Source organism: Citrobacter sp. RHBSTW-00570, assembly GCF_013739755.1.
GTDB classification, from domain to species: domain Bacteria; phylum Pseudomonadota; class Gammaproteobacteria; order Enterobacterales; family Enterobacteriaceae; genus Citrobacter; species Citrobacter braakii.
In genome coordinates this window covers 4986456-5006133 of sequence record NZ_CP056399.1, presented here as the reverse complement: position 1 = coordinate 5006133, position 19678 = coordinate 4986456, and the positions used below count along the sequence as shown (strand labels likewise).

The window sequence follows — 19678 nt, the reverse complement described above, 5'->3', positions numbered from 1 at the left end:
AGCGTATCCGGCAATAAAACTTAACGGAAGCTCACCTCTTCACCCGCCTGCTGTGTCGCCGCCTGTTCTAGCAGATCCCAGAACGTTTCGCCGCTACGATCGCAGATCCACTCGTCGCCTTTCAGGTCAAAGTGGTAGCCGCCCTGTTTGGTCGCCAGCCACACCTGATGCAGCGGCTCCTGACGGTTAATAATAATTTTGCTGCCGTTTTCGAAGCTGATGGTCAGCACGCCGCCGTTGATCTCACAATCGATATCGCTGTCGCCGTCCCAGTCGTCCAGACGCTCTTCAATGGTCATCCACAGGGTGTCAGCAAGGCGATGAAATTCACTGTCGTTCATTTTCTTATCCTGTTTTTCGTGATGGCGGCAGTATAACCTGAAACAAAACGCGTTGCAGATTACAGGCTAACTCTTGCTTTTACGCCTTCTCCTGCGATGATAGAAAACAGAAAGCATGAACTTTACAGGCAATCGATAATGAAAAACGTGTTAAAGCCACTCGCTGTCATTTTTACTCTGTTCAGCCTGACGGGCTGTGGGCTAAAAGGCCCGCTCTATTTCCCGCCAGCAGATAAAACCGCGCCGCCTCCGACCAAGAGCGTTCAGCCGCAATCGCAATCCACCACGCCAGAGAAAAACGATCGTGGGATTAGTGACGGGCCTTCTCAGGTGAATTACTGACGTCAGGAATAGATGTATATTTCTGTACCCGCGTGAACGGAGTGAATGATGCAATTCTCTAAAATGCATGGCCTTGGCAACGATTTTATGGTCGTCGACGCGGTAACGCAGAATGTCTTTTTCTCACCAGAGCTGATCCGCCGCTTGTCCGACAGGCATCTCGGCGTTGGATTTGATCAACTGCTGGTGGTTGAACCTCCGTATGATCCGGAGCTGGATTTCCACTACCGTATTTTTAATGCCGACGGTAGTGAAGTGTCACAGTGTGGCAATGGCGCCCGCTGTTTTGCCCGCTTTGTTCGCCTGAAAGGGCTGACCAATAAGCGTGATATTCGCGTCAGTACCGCTAATGGTCGTATGGTATTAACCGTAACCGACGACGAGCTGGTACGGGTGAATATGGGGGAACCCAATTTTGAACCCGCGCAGGTTCCGTTTCGCGCCAACAAAGCAGAGAAGACCTATATTATGCGCGTGGCTGAACAGACAGTATTGTGCGGCGTGGTTTCAATGGGGAACCCGCACTGCGTAATTCAGGTTGATGATGTTGATACGGCCACGGTAGAAACGTTGGGGCCGGTTCTGGAAAGTCACGAACGCTTTCCTGAACGCGCCAATATCGGATTTATGCAGGTGGTAAAGCGCGAGCATATCCGGCTGCGCGTCTATGAGCGCGGCGCGGGTGAAACGCAGGCCTGCGGCAGCGGTGCGTGCGCCGCTGTTGCGGTTGGTATCCAGCAGGGCCTGCTGGCAGAAGAAGTGAGGGTGGAATTACCGGGCGGTCGACTTGATATCGCCTGGAAAGGTCCGGGTCATCCGCTGTATATGACTGGCCCGGCGGCACATGTCTACGACGGATTTATTCACTTATGAAGCAACCAGGGGAAGAACTACAGGAAACGCTCATGGAGCTGGACGACCGGGCGGTCGTCGATTACCTGCAACGTAATCCTGAGTTTTTTATCCGTAATGCCCAGGCAGTTGAAGCGATGCGTGTTCCACACCCGGTGCGGGGCACGGTCTCTTTAGTGGAATGGCATATGGCGCGGGCACGTAATCATATTAACGTGCTGGAAGAGAATATGGCGTTGTTGATGGAACAAGCCAACGCCAATGAAAGCCTGTTCTATCGACTGTTAAATCTGCAAGCACGGCTGGTATCGGCCAGCAGTCTTGACGACATGCTGATGCGATTTCATCGCTGGGCGCGTGAGTTAGGGCTGGCTGGGGCGACGGTTCGTCTGTTCCCGGATCGCTGGCGACTTGGTGCGCCATCAAAATTCACTCATCTGGCATTAAGCCGTCAGGCTTTTGAACCGCTGCGTATTCAGCGTCTGGGCCAGTCACTGCACTATCTTGGACCGCTCAATGGCCCGGAACTTCTGGTCATGATGCCCGAAGCGAAAGCGATAGGCTCGGTGGCGATGTCGATGTTGGGGCAAGATGGATCCCTGGGCGTGATGCTGTTCAGCAGTCGCGACGTTAATCATTACCAGCAGGGGCAAGGTACGCAATTACTGCAGGAAATCTCGCTGATGTTGCCGGAGCTGCTGGAGCGCTGGATTGAACGCGTATGACCGACTCACCCCTTTCTCAGGATGTGGCACGCTTTTTACGCTATCTGGGCGTTGAGCGGCAGCTTAGCCCGATCACATTGCTGAATTATCAGCGTCAGCTTGATGCCATCATTGCGTTAGCCGGAGAGACCGGTCTGCAAAGCTGGCAACAATGTGACGCTTCGATGGTACGCAGTTTTGCCGTGCGCAGCCGTCGTAAAGGGCTAGGGCCGGCGAGCCTGGCGCTGCGTCTCTCCGCATTGCGCAGTTTCTTTGACTGGCTGGTTAATCAGGGCGAGCTGAAAGCCAATCCCGCAAAAAGTGTTTCCGCACCGAAAGCACCGCGTCATCTACCTAAAAATATCGATGTCGACGATGTTAACCGTCTGCTGGATATCGACCTCAACGATCCCCTCGCCGTGCGCGACCGGGCAATGTTAGAAGTGATGTACGGCGCAGGGCTGCGTTTGTCTGAACTGGTTGGGCTGGATATTAAACATCTCGATCTCGACACCGGCGAAGTATGGGTGATGGGGAAGGGCAGTAAAGAACGTCGCCTGCCAATTGGCCGCAATGCAGTGGCGTGGATTGAGCACTGGCTGGACCTGCGGGGGCTATTTGGCAGCGATGACGATGCGTTATTCCTGTCAAAACTGGGCAAACGCATTTCTGCGCGTAATGTGCAAAAACGCTTTGCGGAATGGGGGATCAAACAGGGGCTGAACAGCCACGTACATCCCCACAAATTGCGCCACTCTTTTGCGACGCATATGCTGGAGTCGAGCGGCGATCTGCGCGGGGTACAGGAGTTATTGGGGCATGCTAATCTCTCCACTACCCAAATCTATACCCATCTTGATTTTCAACACCTGGCTTCAGTGTACGATGCGGCGCATCCACGCGCCAAACGGGGGAAATAATGCGTTTTTACCGGCCTCTGGGGCGTATTTCTGCGCTCACCTTTGACCTTGATGACACCCTTTACGATAACCGTCCCGTTATCACACGCACCGAGCAGGAAGCGCTCGCGTTTGTACAGAATTACCATCCGGCGTTGAATTCGCTGCAAAATAGCGACCTACAGCGCTTACGTCAGGCCGTTCGCGACGCTGAGCCGGAAATCTACCACGACGTTACCCAATGGCGTCACCGCGCCGTAGAGCGCGCTATGCTGGAGGCGGGATTGTCAGAAGCAGAAGCCAGAATGGGGGCGAATGCGGCGATGATGAATTTCGCCAAATGGCGTAGCCGCATTGACGTCCCGCAGGCGACGCATGACACGCTGAAGGCGCTGGCCCGCAAATGGCCGCTGGTGGCGATCACCAACGGTAACGCACAGCCAGAACTGTTCGGCCTGGGCGATTACTTTGAGTTTGTGCTGCGCGCTGGTCCCGACGGGCGATCAAAACCGTTCAGCGACATGTATGCGCTGGCGGCGGATAAACTGAAAATGCCCGTGGCTGAGATTCTGCATGTGGGCGATGACCTGACGACAGACGTGGCGGGGGCCATCCGTTGCGGTATGCAGGCCTGCTGGATCAAACCGGAAAATGCCGACCTGATGCAAACCGCAGACAGCCGTTTGCTGCCGCATATCGAAATTTCACAGTTGGCATCTCTGACCTCGCTGATATAATCACCAGCAGAACTCTGTATATATACCCAGCTTTTTGGCGGATGGCGCTACGCTTATCCGCCTTACCTACTTTTACGCGGCGGTGCCAATGGACGTTTCTTACCTGCTCGACAGCCTTAATGATAAACAGCGTGAAGCGGTGGCCGCGCCACGCAGCAACATGCTGGTTTTGGCCGGCGCGGGGAGTGGTAAAACTCGCGTGCTGGTGCACCGTATCGCCTGGTTACTGACGGTAGAGAACAACTCGCCATACTCCATTATGGCGGTGACCTTTACCAACAAAGCAGCGGCGGAAATGCGCCACCGTATTGGCCAGATCATGGGAACCAGCCAGGGCGGTATGTGGGTGGGTACATTCCACGGTCTGGCGCACCGCCTGCTGCGCGCGCACCATATGGATGCGAACCTGCCGCAGGATTTCCAGATCCTCGACAGCGAAGACCAATTGCGTTTGCTCAAGCGTTTGATCAAGGCGATGAATCTTGATGAGAAGCAGTGGCCGCCGCGTCAGGCGATGTGGTTTATCAATAGCCAGAAAGACGAAGGGCTGCGCCCGCACCATCTGCAGAGCTATGGCAACCCAGTTGAGCAAACCTGGCAGAAAGTGTATCAGGCCTATCAGGAAGCGTGTGACCGCGCGGGGCTGGTGGATTTTGCCGAGCTGTTGCTGCGCGCCCATGAACTGTGGCTCAACAAGCCGCATATCCTGCAGCACTACCGCGAACGCTTTACCAATATCCTGGTGGACGAATTCCAGGATACCAACAACATTCAGTACGCCTGGATCCGCCTGCTGGCGGGCGATACCGGCAAAGTGATGATCGTTGGCGATGATGACCAGTCGATCTACGGCTGGCGCGGGGCGCAGGTGGAAAACATCCAGCGCTTCCTCACGGATTTCCCGGGCGCAGAAACCATTCGCCTGGAGCAGAACTACCGCTCGACCAACAACATCCTCAGTGCGGCCAACGCCCTGATTGAAAACAACAACGGGCGTTTGGGTAAAAAGCTGTGGACCGATGGCATCGACGGCGAACCAATCTCACTGTACTGCGCGTTCAACGAACTCGATGAAGCGCGTTTTGTGGTCAATCGTATCAAAACCTGGCAGGACAACGGCGGTGCGCTGGAACAGTGCGCCATTCTGTATCGCAGCAACGCCCAGTCGCGCGTGCTGGAAGAGGCGTTGTTACAAGCCAGCATGCCATACCGTATCTATGGTGGGATGCGCTTCTTCGAACGCCAGGAAATCAAAGATGCGCTCTCCTACCTGCGCCTTATCGCTAACCGTAATGACGACGCTGCATTCGAACGCGTGGTGAATACGCCAACCCGCGGGATTGGCGATCGTACATTAGATGTCGTGCGTCAGACCTCCCGTGACCGCCAGCTTACGTTGTGGCAGGCCTGTCGTGAGCTGTTGCAGGAAAAAGCCCTCGCGGGTCGCGCCGCCAGCGCCTTACAGCGTTTTATGGAGCTGATCGATGCGCTGGCGCAGGAGACCGCCGATATGCCGCTGCACGTGCAGACTGACCGGGTGATTAAAGACTCCGGCCTGCGCATGATGTACGAGCAGGAAAAAGGCGAGAAGGGTCAGACGCGTATCGAAAACTTAGACGAACTGGTGACGGCAACGCGCCAGTTCAGCTACAACGAAGAAGACGAAGACTTAATGCCGCTACAGGCGTTCCTGTCTCACGCCGCGCTGGAAGCAGGCGAAGGGCAGGCGGATACCTGGCAGGATGCGGTACAACTGATGACGCTGCACTCGGCGAAGGGTCTGGAGTTCCCCCAGGTATTTATCGTGGGTATGGAAGAAGGCATGTTCCCCAGCCAGATGTCGCTGGACGAAGGTGGGCGCCTCGAAGAAGAGCGCCGCCTGGCTTACGTAGGCGTGACTCGCGCGATGCAAAAGCTGACGCTGACCTACGCCGAAACGCGTCGTCTGTACGGCAAAGAGGTTTACCACCGTCCGTCGCGTTTTATCGGCGAACTGCCGGAAGCGTGCGTTGAAGAGGTTCGCCTGCGCGCCACGGTTAGCCGCCCGGTGAGCCATCAGCGAATGGGCACGCCAATGGCGGAAAATGATACCGGCTACAAGCTCGGCCAGCGCGTGCGCCACGCTAAGTTTGGTGAGGGCACCATCGTTAATCTGGAAGGAAGCGGTGAGCACAGTCGTTTGCAGGTCGCGTTCCAGGGGCAAGGGATCAAATGGCTGGTGGCGGCCTACGCCAGACTGGAAACGGTTTGATCGGTCTGGCTTTGCCGGATGGCGACGCTGGCGCGTCTTATCCGGCCTACAGACCGGGTAACATTTTGATTTCCAGGCCGGACAAGGCGAAGCCGCCATCACGCTATCTGTCGGTTAATATTCTGAAATCATAGATAAATAATTCCCCTCTGCTAACCTTTTTGTATAAGGGGAAATTATTACTTTTTCGCCATCTGTTGCGTGTTGACGTCAAAATTTTGCTGGCGTAACATGCGCGCACGATTACGCTAAGAGGACATTCGCCTTGGACACACCCAGTAGATACTGGCTCATTATCCTGTCATCCAGGATCAACTCCTAAGGCTATCCCTTTTTGCTGATAGCCTTCGCGGTTGTCAGCGACCTTCTGTTTTTTCCCGTCGCGCTGAGTCAGGCTGTTTAATGGTCTGAAACCCAATTTGTTTCTGTGTGCCCTCCGAACTGTCCGATAATTTTTTGCATTGGGAGTCCCGGTCATGCTGAGCGCATTTCAACTGGAAAACAATCGTTTAACTCGCCTTGAGGCAGACGAGATCGAGCACCTGGCCAGTTCGGTTTGGGTCGATTTAGTCGAGCCGGATGACGAAGAACGAAACCGTGTGCAAAAGGACTTGGGCCAGAATCTGGCTACGCGCCCTGAACTGGAAGACATCGAAGCATCTGCGCGTTTTTTTGAAGACGAAGACGGTCTGCACATTCACTCCTTCTTCTTCTATGAAGATGCCGACGATCACGCGGGTAACTCAACCGTCGCATTTACCATTCGCGAAGGTCGCCTGTTTACTCTGCGCGAGCGCGAGCTGCCGGCATTTCGCCTGTACCGCATGCGTGCGCGTAATCAGGCGATGGTGGATGGCAACGCTTACGAGCTGCTGCTCGACCTGTTCGAAACTAAAATTGAACAGTTGGCGGATGAGATCGAAAATATCTACAGCGACCTGGAAAAACTCAGCCGTGTGATCATGGAAGGGCGTCAGGGTGATGAATATGACGAAGCGCTTTCGACGCTGGCGGAACTGGAAGATATTGGCTGGAAGGTCCGCCTGTGTCTGATGGATACCCAGCGCGCACTGAACTTCCTGGTGCGTAAAGCGCGTTTGCCGGGGAGTCAGCTGGAACAGGCGCGCGAGATTCTGCGCGATATCGAATCCCTGCTGCCGCACAACGAATCACTGTTCCAGAAAGTTAACTTCCTGATGCAGGCGGCGATGGGCTTTATCAATATCGAGCAGAACCGCATCATCAAGATCTTCTCGGTGGTCTCTGTGGTGTTCCTGCCGCCGACGCTGGTGGCTTCCAGCTACGGGATGAACTTTGAGTTCATGCCGGAACTGCACTGGAGCTTCGGTTACCCAGGGGCGATTGTCTTTATGATGCTCGCGGGTCTGGCACCGTATCTGTACTTTAAGCGCAAGAACTGGCTGTAATGGCTGTGCCGGATGGCGGTTACGCCTTATCCGGCACTTCTTCAGCTCCGACGTACCCGTCGTTGCGTATAAATCGCATCCATCACGAAAACTGCCAGCGCCACCCAGATAAACGCAAACGTGACCATTTTATCCGCTCCCGGAACTTCACCGTAGAAAGTGACGGCCAGCAGGAACATTAGCGTGGGTCCGATATACTGGAAGAAACCCAGCGTGGACAGACGCAGGCGGGTCGCCGCGCCGGTAAAGCACAGCAGCGGAATGGTGGTCACGACACCTGCAGCAATCAGCAGCAGATTGAGCGACATGGGGTTTTGACCCATATGGCTGGTTGGGCTGTCCGCGATGCCAAACAGATAGATAGCCGCAACAGGTAAAAGCCACAGGGTTTCGATCAGCATGCCGGTTTGTGCTTCGACGGCAATCTTCTTGCGTACCAGACCATAGAAAGCAAAGCTGAACGCCAGGCCCAACGCGATGATTGGCAGCGATCCGAAGGTCCACAGCTGTACCAGTACGCCGCAGGCGGCTAACAGTACCGCCAGCCACTGCATGCGACGAAAGCGCTCGCCGAGGAAAAGCATTCCCAGCACAATATTCACCAGCGGGTTAATAAAATAGCCCAGGCTGGCTTCCAGCATATGATGATTATTGACCGCCCAAATGAACAGCAGCCAGTTTCCACCGATGAGCACTGCAGAGAGCGCCAGCAGGAAGATCTTCTTTGGCGTTTGTAGCAGCGTTTTGATGCCCGACCACTGGCGGCTGATGCTCATCAGTACCACCATAAAGAAAAATGACCAGATGACGCGATGCGTCAGGATCTCATCCGCCGGGACATAGTAAATCAGCTTGAAGTAGGCAGGAGCGATACCCCAAATAAAATAAGCAGCAAGAGCGAGTAACACGCCCTGCCGCGTTTGTTTAGCATCCATCGGGAAAACTCATTTCAGAAATGTAACAGCAGTTTACCTTTTTTTGGGCACTTACCCTACCATATAAGTGGCGGTTGCGCTGGCAATATAAAGCTGTTCTTCGTTATGCAGTTCCACGCGCGCAACGGCGACTTTATTCCCTGCCCGCAGCAGGCTACTGGTGGCGGTAAAGCGATTTCCTCTCCCCGGGCGCAGGTAATCAACGCGCAAATCGATTGTCCCCATACGTGACATTCGCTGACGCAGTTCGTCCTCGCTGATCGTCTCATGGCGGGTCAGCGTACTGCCAACGCACACCAGCCCGGCGGCAACGTCCAGCGCCGACGCGATCACGCCGCCATGCAGAATGCTTTGCGCCCAGTTGCCGACCATCATCGGTTGATTATTAAAGGCTAATTGAGCAAATTCTTTCTCATAGCGTTCAAGCTCCAGACCCAGCGCCCGGTTAAACGGCATATGATAGACAAACATTTCACCCACTAACTTCAGCGCTTCCTCAGCAGTAAGTACGGCAGACATACGATCCCTACATCTCAACGGTTAATGAAATGTTGATATTATGCTTATTATTTGTTGTTTTCTACTTTAGGACGGGATAACTAACGAGGAACTCGCTAAGTATGTAGAATACTTGCCAGATAATTATACAATTCATCAATATTTTGGTTCAGGAGAACATTACCGATGCGGGCGATTCTGGGATGGTTACTACCAGCAGTCATGCTGCCGTTGACCGCGTATGCGCAGGAAGCGACAGTGAAAGAGATTCATGATGCACCGGCGGTTCGCGGCAGTATCATCGCCAACATGCTGCAGGAGCATGACAACCCTTTCACGCTTTATCCTTATGAGACCAACTATCTCATCTACACCAATACCAGCGACATGAACAAAGAGGCGATCAGCAGCTATAGCTGGTCCGAAAATGCGCGCAAAGATGAGGTTAAGTTTCAGCTAAGCCTGGCGTTTCCGCTCTGGCGCGGAATATTAGGCCCGAACTCGGTACTCGGCGGTTCCTATACCCAGAAGTCCTGGTGGCAGCTTTCGAACAGTGAAGAGTCTGCACCGTTTCGCGAAACCAACTATGAACCGCAATTGTTCCTCGGTTTCGCCACCGACTATCGCTTTGCCGGTTGGACGCTCCGCGATGTCGAAATGGGCTATAACCATGACTCCAATGGTCGATCCGACCCCACCTCACGTAGCTGGAACCGCCTTTACACCCGGCTGATGGCTGAAAACGGTAACTGGCTGGTGGAAGTTAAGCCGTGGTACGTTATCGGCAGCACTGACGATAACCCTGATATCACCAAATATATGGGCTACTATCAGTTGAAAATGGGTTATCACCTGGGTGACGCGGTGATCAGTGTGAAAGGTCAGTACAACTGGAATACCGGCTACGGCGGCGCAGAGCTGGGGGCCAGTTATCCCATTACCAAGCATGTGCGTCTTTATACCCAGGTCTACAGCGGCTACGGCGAATCACTGATTGACTACAACTTCAATCAGACCCGTGTTGGCGTGGGTGTAATGCTTAACGATATCTTCTGACAGGTATTGAGAGTATTTTAATCATTGCAGTTTCTCTCTCAGGCGCTGAAAATAGCGCCTGTTTTTATTTCAGGCTAATGGGGTTAATGTGGCGCAGGCGGAAGTGTTGAATCTGGAAATGGGCGCTAAACAGGTTTTGCAGGAAACCTTTGGCTACCAACAGTTTCGCCCTGGTCAGGAAGAAATCATTGATACCGTGATCGCTGGTCGCGACTGCCTGGTCGTTATGCCGACCGGTGGCGGAAAATCCCTGTGCTATCAAATTCCCGCATTATTGCTTAACGGGCTCACCGTTGTTGTTTCTCCGCTGATTTCTCTGATGAAAGATCAGGTCGATCAACTGCTTGCCAACGGCGTGGCGGCCGCGTGTCTGAACTCCACCCAAAGTCGTGAGCAGCAGCTTGAGGTGATGGCAGGCTGTCGTAGCGGGCAGATTCGCTTACTGTACATTGCGCCCGAACGCCTGATGCTGGATAACTTCCTTGAAAATCTGGCGCACTGGAACCCGGTGCTGCTGGCGGTTGATGAAGCGCACTGTATTTCGCAGTGGGGGCATGATTTCCGCCCGGAATACGCCGCGCTGGGGCAGTTGCGTCAGCGTTTCCCAACTCTGCCGTTTGTCGCGCTGACCGCGACCGCGGACGAGACAACCCGGCTGGATATTGTGCGTCTGCTGGGGCTCAACGACCCGTTAATTCAGATCAGCAGCTTTGATCGCCCGAATATTCGCTACATGTTGATGGAGAAGTTTAAGCCGCTCGATCAACTGATGCGCTACGTGCAAGAGCAGCGCGGTAAGTCCGGTATTATCTACTGTAACAGTCGCGCTAAAGTAGAAGACACCGCCGCGCGTCTGCAAAGCCGAGGCATTAGCGCCGGGGCTTATCATGCCGGTCTGGAAAACGCTGTACGTGCAGAAGTGCAGGAGAAATTCCAGCGTGATGACCTGCAAATCGTCGTAGCGACCGTGGCGTTTGGCATGGGAATCAACAAACCCAACGTACGCTTCGTGGTGCATTTCGATATTCCGCGCAACATCGAGTCCTATTACCAGGAAACCGGCCGCGCCGGGCGTGACGGCCTGCCTGCGGAAGCAATGCTGTTTTACGATCCGGCTGATATGGCATGGCTGCGCCGTTGCCTCGAAGAGAAACCCGCCGGGCAACTGCTGGATATCGAACGGCATAAGCTCAATGCGATGGGGGCGTTTGCCGAGGCGCAAACCTGTCGTCGTCTGGTACTGTTGAACTATTTTGGCGAGGGGCGTCAGGAGCCGTGTGGTAACTGCGACATCTGTCTCGACCCGCCAAAACAGTACGACGGACTCATGGATGCGCGCAAAGCGCTGTCGACTATCTACCGTGTTAATCAACGCTTTGGTATGGGTTATGTCGTGGAGGTTCTGCGCGGAGCGAATAACCAGCGAATTCGCGAGCTGGCCCATGACAAGCTGCCTGTCTATGGCATTGGTCGTGAGCAAAGCCACGAACATTGGGTAAGCGTTATCCGCCAGCTTATTCATCTTGGGCTGGTGACGCAGAATATTGCTCATCACTCCGCGTTACAGCTAACCGAAGCCGCGCGTCCGGTACTGCGTGGTGATGTTGCGCTACAGCTTGCGGTACCGCGAATTGTGGCGCTGAAACCGCGAGCGATGCAGAAATCCTTCGGTGGCAATTACGATCGCAAACTGTTCGCCAAATTGCGGAAGCTGCGTAAAGCCATTGCTGATGAAGAGAATATCCCGCCGTATGTGGTGTTCAACGACGCCACGCTGATTGAAATGGCTGAGCAGATGCCGGTTTCACCGAGCGAAATGCTGAGCGTTAATGGCGTGGGTATGCGTAAACTTGAGCGTTTTGGCAAAGAGTTTATGGCGCTTATTCGCGCGCACGTTGATGGTGACGACGAAGAGTAGTCAGCCAGGCAAAAAAGTGCCAGGATGGTGACTCACTGAACTATTTCCCCCGCGAGTCATTTTTATGTTAACGCTATTTTTCACCGTTGCGTTGGTGCATATCGTTGCGCTGATGAGCCCTGGTCCCGACTTTTTCTTTGTTTCTCAAACAGCGGTTAGCCGTTCGCGCAAAGAAGCCATGATGGGCGTGCTGGGTATTACCTGTGGCGTCATGGTCTGGGCTGGCGTAGCGCTGCTCGGCCTACATCTGATTATCGAAAAAATGGCCTGGCTGCACACCATTATTATGGTGGGCGGGGGGCTGTATCTGTGCTGGATGGGTTATCAGATGCTACGTGGTGCATTTAAAAAACAGGATGTTGCGACTCCCACTCCGCAAGTTGAGCTGGCACAGAGCGGACGCAGCTTTTTGAAGGGGCTGCTGACCAACCTGGCGAACCCTAAAGCCATTATCTATTTTGGCTCCGTGTTCTCATTGTTCGTTGGCGATAACGTGGGAACGGGCGCACGCTGGGGGATCTTTGCCCTGATCATCGTGGAAACGTTGGCGTGGTTTACCGTAGTCGCCAGCCTGTTTGCACTGCCGAAAATGCGTCGTGGCTATCAGCGTCTGGCGAAGTGGATTGATGGTTTTGCCGGTGCGCTGTTTGCGGGCTTCGGTATCCACCTGATTATTTCGCGTTAAGTTTCTTCCGGGCCGGATAAGCGCAGCGCCTCCGGCACCTTCATCAGGCATGCCGTGCCGAGGCTAACAAGGCGCCTATCAGCATAAACAGCGAGCCAAACACTTTGTTTAACGCTTTCATTTGCTTTGGCCCTTTAATCCAGCCAGCAATGCGCGTGGCCAGCGTCGCGTAACCGATCATCACAATGATATCGACCACGATGGTCGTGACGCCAAGCACCACATACTGCATTAACTGCGGTTCCTGCGGCAGGATAAACTGCGGGAACAGGGCGGCAAGGAAAACAATGCTCTTGGGGTTGGTCAGATTAACAAAGACTGCGCGTTTAAACAGGCGGCTGCGCGATTGCGTATTCGCCATGGTGTTCAGATCGATAGCGCCCGCTGCCCGCCATTGCTGAATACCCAGCCAAATCAGATAGGCCGCCCCCGCCCACTTCAGCACCTCAAATGCGATAACCGAACGTGAAAATAGCGTTCCCAGTCCTACACCAACCAGAACGATATGAATGCCAAGCCCGGTCTGTAAACCAGCGATCGACGCGCTGGCGCCGCGATAACCGTGACTGATGGCGGTGGTCATGGTGTTGATTGCGCCAGAGCCTGGAGACAAGCTCAAAATAATAGAGGTCAACAGGTAGGCGAACCACCATTCAAAGGTCATGAGAAACTCCCGGATTGTCTATTTTTATGCCACAATACGCTACTGCCGTTAGGTTGTGTCAGCGACGGCGAAAAAAACGATTTTACTTGGTCAGCGAGGCTGGATACCCGATGTTTCAGCAGCAAAAAGACTGGGAAACAAGAGAAAACGCGTTTGCTGCTTTTTCCATGGGGCCACTGACAGATTTCTGGCGTCAGCGGGAAGAAGCGGAATTTACGGGCGTGGATGATATCCCCGTCCATTTTGTGCGTTTTCACGCAGAAAAAAACGATCGCGTCATCGTCGTCTGTCCTGGACGCATTGAAAGCTACGTGAAATACGCTGAACTGGCGTATGACCTGTTTCATTCTGGTTTTGACGTCCTCATTATCGATCACCGTGGCCAGGGGCGTTCCGGGCGTATGCTTTCGGACCCGCATCGCGGTCATGTCGATAACTTTAATGACTATGTCGACGATTTAACCGCCTTCTGGCAGCAGGAAGTGCTACCCGGTCCGTGGAGAAAGCGCTATATACTGGCGCATTCAATGGGCGGAGCGATAGCCACGTTATTCTTGCAGCGCCACCCGAATCAGTGTGATGCCATCGCGCTTTGCGCGCCGATGTTTGGTATTGTGATGCGCTTTCCCGACTGGATGGTACGCCACATTCTGGACTGGGCTGAAGGGCATCCGCGGATCCGCGAAGGTTATGCGATGGGGACCGGGCGCTGGCGGGCGCTGCCATTCGGTATGAATGCGTTAACCCATAGTCGACAGCGCTATCGGCGCAATCTACGCTTCTATGCGGATGAGCCACGGCTGCGCGTTGGCGGCCCCACCTACCACTGGGTACGTGAAGGTATTCTGGCAGGCGAACAGGTTCTGGCTGGAGCAGGAGACGACGCGACGCCGACGCTGCTGATTCAGGCCGAAGAAGAGCGTGTGGTAGATAACCGCATGCACGATCGTTTTTGTGAACTCCGCGCCGCAGCGGGTCATCCCGTAGAAGGGGGGCAGCCGCTGGTCATCAAAGGCGCGTACCATGAGATCCTTTTTGAAAAGGACGCAATGCGCTCAGTCGCGCTTAACGCTATTGTCGAATTTTTCGACAAGCATAACTCATCCAGCGGAACCCGCTTTGCCTAGAGGTTGAATTTTCTTATGTATCAGGTTGTTGCGTCTGATTTAGACGGTACGCTGCTTTCTCCCGACCATACCCTGTCCCCTTATGCCAAAGAGACGCTGAAGTTATTGACCGCTCGTGGCGTTAACTTCGTGTTTGCGACTGGCCGTCATCATGTTGATGTGGGGCAAATTCGCGATAACCTCGGCATTAAAACCTACATGATCACGTCCAACGGCGCGCGTGTGCATGATTCTGACGGGAATCTGGTGTTTTCGCATAACCTGGATCGCGACATTGCCAGCGACCTGTTTGGCGTAGTGAATGCAAACCCGGACATCGTTACCAACGTTTATCGTGATGATGAGTGGTTTATGAACCGCCATCGCCCGGACGAAATGCGCTTCTTCAAAGAAGCAGTGTTTAACTATTCACTGTTTGAACCTGCGCTACTGGAGCCGGAAGGCGTGAGTAAGGTGTTTTTCACCACCGATTCTCACGAAAGGCTGCTGCCGCTGGAGCAGGCGATTAACGCCCGCTGGGGCGACCGCGTCAACGTCAGTTTCTCTACGCTTACCTGCCTGGAAGTCATGGCTGGCGGCGTATCGAAAGGTCATGCGCTTGAAGCGGTAGCGAAAGCGATGGGCTACAGCCTGAAAGATTGCATCGCTTTTGGCGACGGAATGAACGATGCGGAAATGCTCTCCATGGCGGGCAAAGGCTGCATTATGGGCAACGCTCACCAGCGCCTGAAGGATCTGCATCCGGAACTGGAAGTCATTGGTCTTAATGCCGACGATGCCGTGCCGCATTATCTGCGTGAGCTGTTTTTGCAGTAATGTTTTTGTTCGTTAGTTGACCAGATGTCAACTTAAAACTTCGCTACAATGGGCGTACCTTTTGTTAAGAGACATCCATTGTGGCGTTACTCATCATTACCACAATTCTGTGGGCCTTTTCCTTTAGCCTGTTTGGCGAGTACCTTGCCGGTCATGTCGATAGCTATTTTGCGGTGCTGGTGCGCGTTGGGCTGGCGGCGCTGGTGTTCCTGCCGTTTTTACGTACCCGTGGACATAGCGTAAAAACCATCGCGCTGTATATGCTGGTGGGCGCCATGCAGCTTGGCATTATGTATATGCTGAGTTTTCACGCCTATCTGTACCTGACGGTTTCAGAACTGCTGCTCTTTACCGTGCTGACGCCGCTCTACATTACGCTGATTTATGACCTGATGAGCGGACGTCGTCTGCGCTGGAGCTACGCCTTCAGTGCGTTGCTGGCGGTGGTTGGTGCGGGGATCATTCGTTACGATCAGGTGACCAGCCACTTCTGGACCGGCCTGCTGCTGGTGCAGTTGTCCAATATCAGCTTTGCCATTGGCATGGTGGGCTACAAGCGTCTGATGGAAACGCGGCCAATGCCGCAGCACAACGCCTTTGCCTGGTTTTACATGGGGGCCTTTATGGTGGCGGTCGTGGCCTGGTTCATGCTGGGGAATGCGCAGAAAATGCCTGCAACCACGCTACAGTGGGGAATTCTGGTCTTTCTTGGCGTGGCAGCGTCCGGCATTGGTTACTTTATGTGGAACTACGGCGCGACCCAGGTGGATGCGGGGACGCTGGGCATCATGAACAATATGCATGTGCCGGCCGGGCTGCTGGTTAACCTGGCTATCTGGCATCAACAGCCTCACTGGCCAAGCTTCATCATTGGTGCGGCTGTGATAGTGGCTTCACTGTGGGTACATCGAAAGTGGGTCGTTCCGCACTCCGTACAAACGGCAGGTGATCGCAGGCGTGATTCCGCGCTGAGCGAATAAACGCTTCCGTGACTGGCTGTCGCTGCTCGCCATCGCGCACGGCGGCGTACAGCCGACTCCACAATCCATCGCCCAGGGTTTTGGTCACCACCAGGCCCTGGCGTTCAAAACTCTCCACCACCCAGTGCGGTAAAGCTGCAATACCCATTCTGGCTGCAACCATCTGAATCAGCAGCAGGGTGTTATCCACGCTCTTCAGCGACGGACTAACGCCCGCAGGCTGCAAGAAATGCCGCCAGACATCCAGTCGACTCCGTTGCACCGGGTAAATAAGCAGCGTCTCACTGGCTAAATCCTCCGGCGTGATCTGCGTCTCACTGGCTAAATCCTCCGGCGTGATCTGCGTCTTGCTGGCCAGCGGATGGTCCGGCGCCAGTACCAGGCGGACTTCAAAATCGAACATCGGCGAGTAGTGCAGTCCGCTACGCGGCAGAATGTCGGATGTCAGCACCAGATCCAGCTCATCCTGTTGTAGCGCTGGTTGCGGATCGAACGTCACGCCGGATTTAAAGTCCATCTCCACCTGCGGCCAGTTGGCACGAAAATTCTCCAGCGCGGGCGTCAGCCATTGAATACAGCTATGGCATTCAATAGCGATCCGCAGCCGGGTTTGCTGCGGTTCGTTGCAGGCCTGCAGCGCACGACCAATTTGCGGCAACACCTGATTTGCTAACTGCAGCAAAATTTCGCCTTGCGGCGTAAAGCGCAGAGGCTGGCTTTTACGGATAAAAAGTCGAAAGCCAAGGCGCTGTTCCAGATCGCTGAACTGGTGAGAGAGGGCGGATTGGGTCTGATGCAACGTCGCCGCTGCGGCCGCCAGCGAACCACTATTCCGCAACGCCTGGAGCGTTTTCAGGTGTTTAATCTCGATCATGAAAGTCCTTCACTTCGGCATGAACAAATTGCGCTTGAGGAATATACAGTAACTGTCAATTATGGATGTGTAAACATCTGGATGGCTAAAATCCTCCGTCTTTTAAATTTATGGTGCGTTGGCTGTGTTTTTCCACCCTGGTCACTTACTTCAGTAAGCTCCTGGGATGAATAAACTTGCCACCTTCCCTAAATTAAAAATAAATAGGATTTACATATAATTAGAGGAAGAAAAATGACAATACTTAATCACACCCTCGGTTTCCCTCGCGTTGGCCTGCGTCGCGAGCTGAAAAAAGCGCAAGAAAGCTACTGGGCGGGAAATTCTTCCCGTGAAGATTTGCTAACCGTTGGCCGCGAGCTGCGTGCCCGTCACTGGGATCAGCAGAAGCAGGCGGGCGTTGACCTGCTGCCAGTGGGCGATTTTGCCTGGTACGATCACGTGCTGACCACCAGCCTGCTGCTCGGCAACGTTCCGGCTCGTCATCAAAATAAAGACGGCTCGGTCGATATCGATACCTTATTCCGCATTGGCCGTGGCCGCGCACCAACCGGGGAGCCCGCGGCGGCGGCAGAAATGACCAAATGGTTTAACACCAACTATCACTACATGGTGCCAGAGTTCACCAAAGGTCAGCAGTTCAAACTGACCTGGACCCAACTGTTGGATGAAGTGGATGAAGCGTTGGCGCTCGGTCACAAGGTGAAACCTGTGCTGCTGGGACCGGTAACTTACCTGTGGCTGGGGAAAGTGAAGGGCGAACAGTTTGACCGCCTGAGCCTGTTGAACGATATTCTGCCGGTTTACCAGCAGGTGCTGGCTGAGCTGGCGAAACGCGGTATTGAGTGGGTGCAGATTGATGAACCGGCTCTGGTGCTGGAGCTGCCTCAGGTTTGGCTGAACGCCTTCAAACCGGCTTATGACGCGCTGACTGGTCAGGTGAAGCTGCTGCTGACCACCTACTTCGAAGGCGTAACGCCAAACCTGGAGACCATTACCGCGCTGCCGGTGCAGGGGCTGCACGTTGACTTCGTGCACGGTAAAGATGATGTGGCCGAGCTGCACAAGCGTCTGCCTGCCGACTGGTTGCTGTCAGCGGGGCTGGTGAACGGTCGCAACGTCTGGCGTGCCGATCTCAGCGAAAAATACGCGCAAATTAAAGATATCGTCGGTAAACGTGACCTGTGGGTAGCTTCTTCCTGCTCCTTGCTGCACAGCCCAATCGATCTCAGCGTGGAAACCCGCCTTGATGCAGAAGTGAAGAGCTGGTTTGCCTTCGCCCTACAAAAATGCGGCGAGCTGGCGCTGCTGCGTGATGCGTTGAACAGCGGTGATACGGCGGCAATTGTGGCGTGGAGCGCACCGATCCAGGCTCGTCGTCACTCTACCCGCGTACACAACGCCGCAGTGGAAAAACGTCTGGCGGCGATCACCGCCCAGGACAGCCAACGTGCCAACGCTTACCCGGTTCGCGCCGAAGCGCAGCGTGCCCGCTTTAATCTGCCGGCATGGCCGACTACCACTATCGGTTCATTCCCGCAAACCACGGAAATTCGCGGCCTGCGTCTGGACTTCAAAAAGGGCAACCTGGATGCAAGTAACTACCGCACCGGTATCGCGGAACATATCAAACAGGCGATTGTTGAACAGGAACGTCTGGGGCTCGACGTGCTGGTGCACGGTGAAGCCGAACGTAACGACATGGTGGAATATTTTGGCGAGCACCTGGACGGATTCGTCTTTACCCAGAATGGTTGGGTGCAGAGCTACGGCTCTCGCTGCGTGAAGCCGCCGGTGGTTATTGGCGATGTCAGCCGCCCGGAAGCGATCACCGTGGAGTGGGCGAAGTATGCCCAGTCGCTGACCGACAAACCGGTAAAAGGCATGTTGACCGGTCCGGTGACCATTCTCTGCTGGTCATTCCCGCGTGAAGACGTGACGCGTGAAACCATCGCTAAGCAGATTGCGCTGGCGCTGCGTGATGAGGTAGCGGATCTGGAAGCGGCGGGTATTGGCATCATCCAGATTGACGAACCGGCACTGCGCGAAGGTCTGCCACTGCGCCGCAGCGACTGGGCGGCGTATCTGGAGTGGGGCGTGGAAGCCTTCCGCATTAACGCGGCGGTGGCGAAGGATGAAACCCAGATCCACACCCACATGTGTTACTGCGAGTTCAACGACATCATGGACTCCATTGCGGCGCTGGACGCGGACGTGATCACCATTGAGACTTCACGCTCTGATATGGAGCTGCTGGAATCGTTTGAAGAGTTCGACTATCCGAACGAAATCGGGCCGGGCGTATACGATATTCACTCGCCGAACGTCCCGAGCGTGGAGTGGATTGAAGCCCTGCTGAAGAAAGCCGAGCAGCGTATTCCGGCCGAGCGTCTGTGGGTGAACCCGGACTGCGGCCTGAAAACGCGCGGCTGGCCGGAAACCCGCGCCGCGCTGGCGAACATGGTCAAAGCCGCGCAGAACCTGCGTCAGGCGTAATTCAGTGCCGGTGGCCGGGAAGCGCAAGCGCTTACCCGGCTTACAGGAAATAGCAAGAGTTGTAGGCCCGGTAAGG

20 protein-coding genes are annotated in these 19678 nt (G+C 54.6%); 15 read left to right on the top strand and 5 right to left on the bottom strand.

What is annotated here, in order from left to right; all coding sequences use genetic code 11:
- Positions 1-20 precede the first annotated feature (20 nt).
- The gene (cyaY, locus tag HV237_RS23735) at positions 21-341 is read right to left on the bottom strand and encodes an iron donor protein CyaY (protein WP_003828967.1); all 321 of its coding nucleotides are present in this window, start codon (positions 339-341) and stop codon (positions 21-23) included.
- A gap of 138 nt (positions 342-479) precedes the next feature.
- Between cyaY and HV237_RS23730 the strand changes: the two genes are divergently transcribed.
- From HV237_RS23730 to corA, 8 genes are all read left to right on the top strand, one after another.
- Positions 480-683, top strand: coding sequence for a lipoprotein (locus tag HV237_RS23730; protein WP_003017937.1), 204 nt, complete (start codon positions 480-482; stop codon positions 681-683).
- A 48-nt stretch (positions 684-731) separates the two neighbouring features.
- Complete coding sequence (dapF, locus tag HV237_RS23725) at positions 732-1556, top strand: diaminopimelate epimerase (RefSeq protein WP_016155126.1); 825 nt, start codon at positions 732-734, stop codon at positions 1554-1556.
- On the top strand, positions 1553-2260 hold the full coding sequence (locus HV237_RS23720; RefSeq protein WP_047358746.1) for a DUF484 domain-containing protein: 708 nt from the start codon (positions 1553-1555) through the stop codon (positions 2258-2260). Before dapF ends, HV237_RS23720 begins: the two co-directional genes overlap by 4 nt.
- On the top strand, positions 2257-3159 hold the full coding sequence (xerC, locus tag HV237_RS23715; protein WP_046274891.1) for a tyrosine recombinase XerC: 903 nt from the start codon (positions 2257-2259) through the stop codon (positions 3157-3159). Before HV237_RS23720 ends, xerC begins: the two co-directional genes overlap by 4 nt.
- Positions 3159-3875 carry a 5-amino-6-(5-phospho-D-ribitylamino)uracil phosphatase YigB gene (yigB, locus tag HV237_RS23710; protein ID WP_016155129.1) on the top strand — a complete coding sequence of 239 codons (717 nt, stop codon included), beginning with the start codon at positions 3159-3161 and terminating at the stop codon, positions 3873-3875. The genes xerC and yigB overlap by 1 nt, the downstream gene beginning before the upstream one ends.
- Before the next feature lie 88 nt (positions 3876-3963).
- Complete coding sequence (uvrD, locus tag HV237_RS23705; RefSeq protein ID WP_016155130.1) at positions 3964-6126, top strand: DNA helicase II; 2163 nt, start codon at positions 3964-3966, stop codon at positions 6124-6126.
- Positions 6127-6391: 265 nt separating this feature from the next.
- A complete protein-coding gene (ysgD, locus tag HV237_RS26080; RefSeq protein WP_212723238.1) occupies positions 6392-6448 on the top strand; it encodes a YsgD/CorL family protein in 57 nt (18 codons plus the stop codon).
- A 154-nt stretch (positions 6449-6602) separates the two neighbouring features.
- A complete protein-coding gene (gene corA, locus HV237_RS23700; protein ID WP_003017920.1) occupies positions 6603-7553 on the top strand; it encodes a magnesium/cobalt transporter CorA in 951 nt (316 codons plus the stop codon).
- A gap of 41 nt (positions 7554-7594) precedes the next feature.
- Here corA and rarD read toward each other — a convergent pair whose 3' ends face one another.
- Positions 7595-8488 carry an EamA family transporter RarD gene (rarD, locus tag HV237_RS23695; RefSeq protein WP_016155131.1) on the bottom strand — a complete coding sequence of 298 codons (894 nt, stop codon included), beginning with the start codon at positions 8486-8488 and terminating at the stop codon, positions 7595-7597.
- Between the two features lie 51 nt (positions 8489-8539).
- Complete coding sequence (yigI, locus tag HV237_RS23690; RefSeq protein ID WP_003017917.1) at positions 8540-9007, bottom strand: acyl-CoA thioesterase YigI; 468 nt, start codon at positions 9005-9007, stop codon at positions 8540-8542.
- A gap of 165 nt (positions 9008-9172) precedes the next feature.
- On the opposite strand from yigI, the gene pldA reads away from it, so the two are divergent.
- The 3 genes from pldA to rhtC all read left to right on the top strand — a co-directional run bounded on the left by pldA (position 9173) and on the right by rhtC (position 12645).
- Positions 9173-10042 carry a phospholipase A gene (gene pldA / locus HV237_RS23685; protein ID WP_016157849.1) on the top strand — a complete coding sequence of 290 codons (870 nt, stop codon included), beginning with the start codon at positions 9173-9175 and terminating at the stop codon, positions 10040-10042.
- A gap of 88 nt (positions 10043-10130) precedes the next feature.
- The gene (gene recQ / locus HV237_RS23680; RefSeq protein WP_019078429.1) at positions 10131-11960 is read left to right on the top strand and encodes an ATP-dependent DNA helicase RecQ; all 1830 of its coding nucleotides are present in this window, start codon (positions 10131-10133) and stop codon (positions 11958-11960) included.
- 64 nt (positions 11961-12024) lie between these two features.
- Positions 12025-12645, top strand: a complete 621-nt coding sequence (rhtC, locus tag HV237_RS23675) for a threonine export protein RhtC (RefSeq protein WP_016155134.1) — start codon at positions 12025-12027, stop codon at positions 12643-12645.
- A gap of 43 nt (positions 12646-12688) precedes the next feature.
- Here the strand turns inward: rhtC and rhtB are convergent, their stop codons facing one another.
- The gene (rhtB, locus tag HV237_RS23670) at positions 12689-13309 is read right to left on the bottom strand and encodes a homoserine/homoserine lactone efflux protein (protein WP_003828938.1); all 621 of its coding nucleotides are present in this window, start codon (positions 13307-13309) and stop codon (positions 12689-12691) included.
- A gap of 110 nt (positions 13310-13419) precedes the next feature.
- On the opposite strand from rhtB, the gene pldB reads away from it, so the two are divergent.
- From pldB to HV237_RS23655, 3 genes are all read left to right on the top strand, one after another.
- Complete coding sequence (gene pldB, locus HV237_RS23665) at positions 13420-14436, top strand: lysophospholipase L2 (protein ID WP_003017911.1); 1017 nt, start codon at positions 13420-13422, stop codon at positions 14434-14436.
- Positions 14437-14451: 15 nt separating this feature from the next.
- Complete coding sequence (yigL, locus tag HV237_RS23660; protein ID WP_008787091.1) at positions 14452-15252, top strand: sugar/pyridoxal phosphate phosphatase YigL; 801 nt, start codon at positions 14452-14454, stop codon at positions 15250-15252.
- Between the two features lie 80 nt (positions 15253-15332).
- A complete protein-coding gene (locus HV237_RS23655; RefSeq protein WP_047358745.1) occupies positions 15333-16232 on the top strand; it encodes a carboxylate/amino acid/amine transporter in 900 nt (299 codons plus the stop codon).
- Here the strand turns inward: HV237_RS23655 and metR are convergent.
- Complete coding sequence (metR, locus tag HV237_RS23650; RefSeq protein WP_072058788.1) at positions 16120-17106, bottom strand: HTH-type transcriptional regulator MetR; 987 nt, start codon at positions 17104-17106, stop codon at positions 16120-16122. The genes HV237_RS23655 and metR overlap by 113 nt on opposite strands.
- A gap of 234 nt (positions 17107-17340) precedes the next feature.
- On the opposite strand from metR, the gene metE reads away from it, so the two are divergent.
- Positions 17341-19602, top strand: a complete 2262-nt coding sequence (metE, locus tag HV237_RS23645) for a 5-methyltetrahydropteroyltriglutamate--homocysteine S-methyltransferase (protein WP_047358743.1) — start codon at positions 17341-17343, stop codon at positions 19600-19602.
- Positions 19603-19678 lie beyond the last annotated feature (76 nt).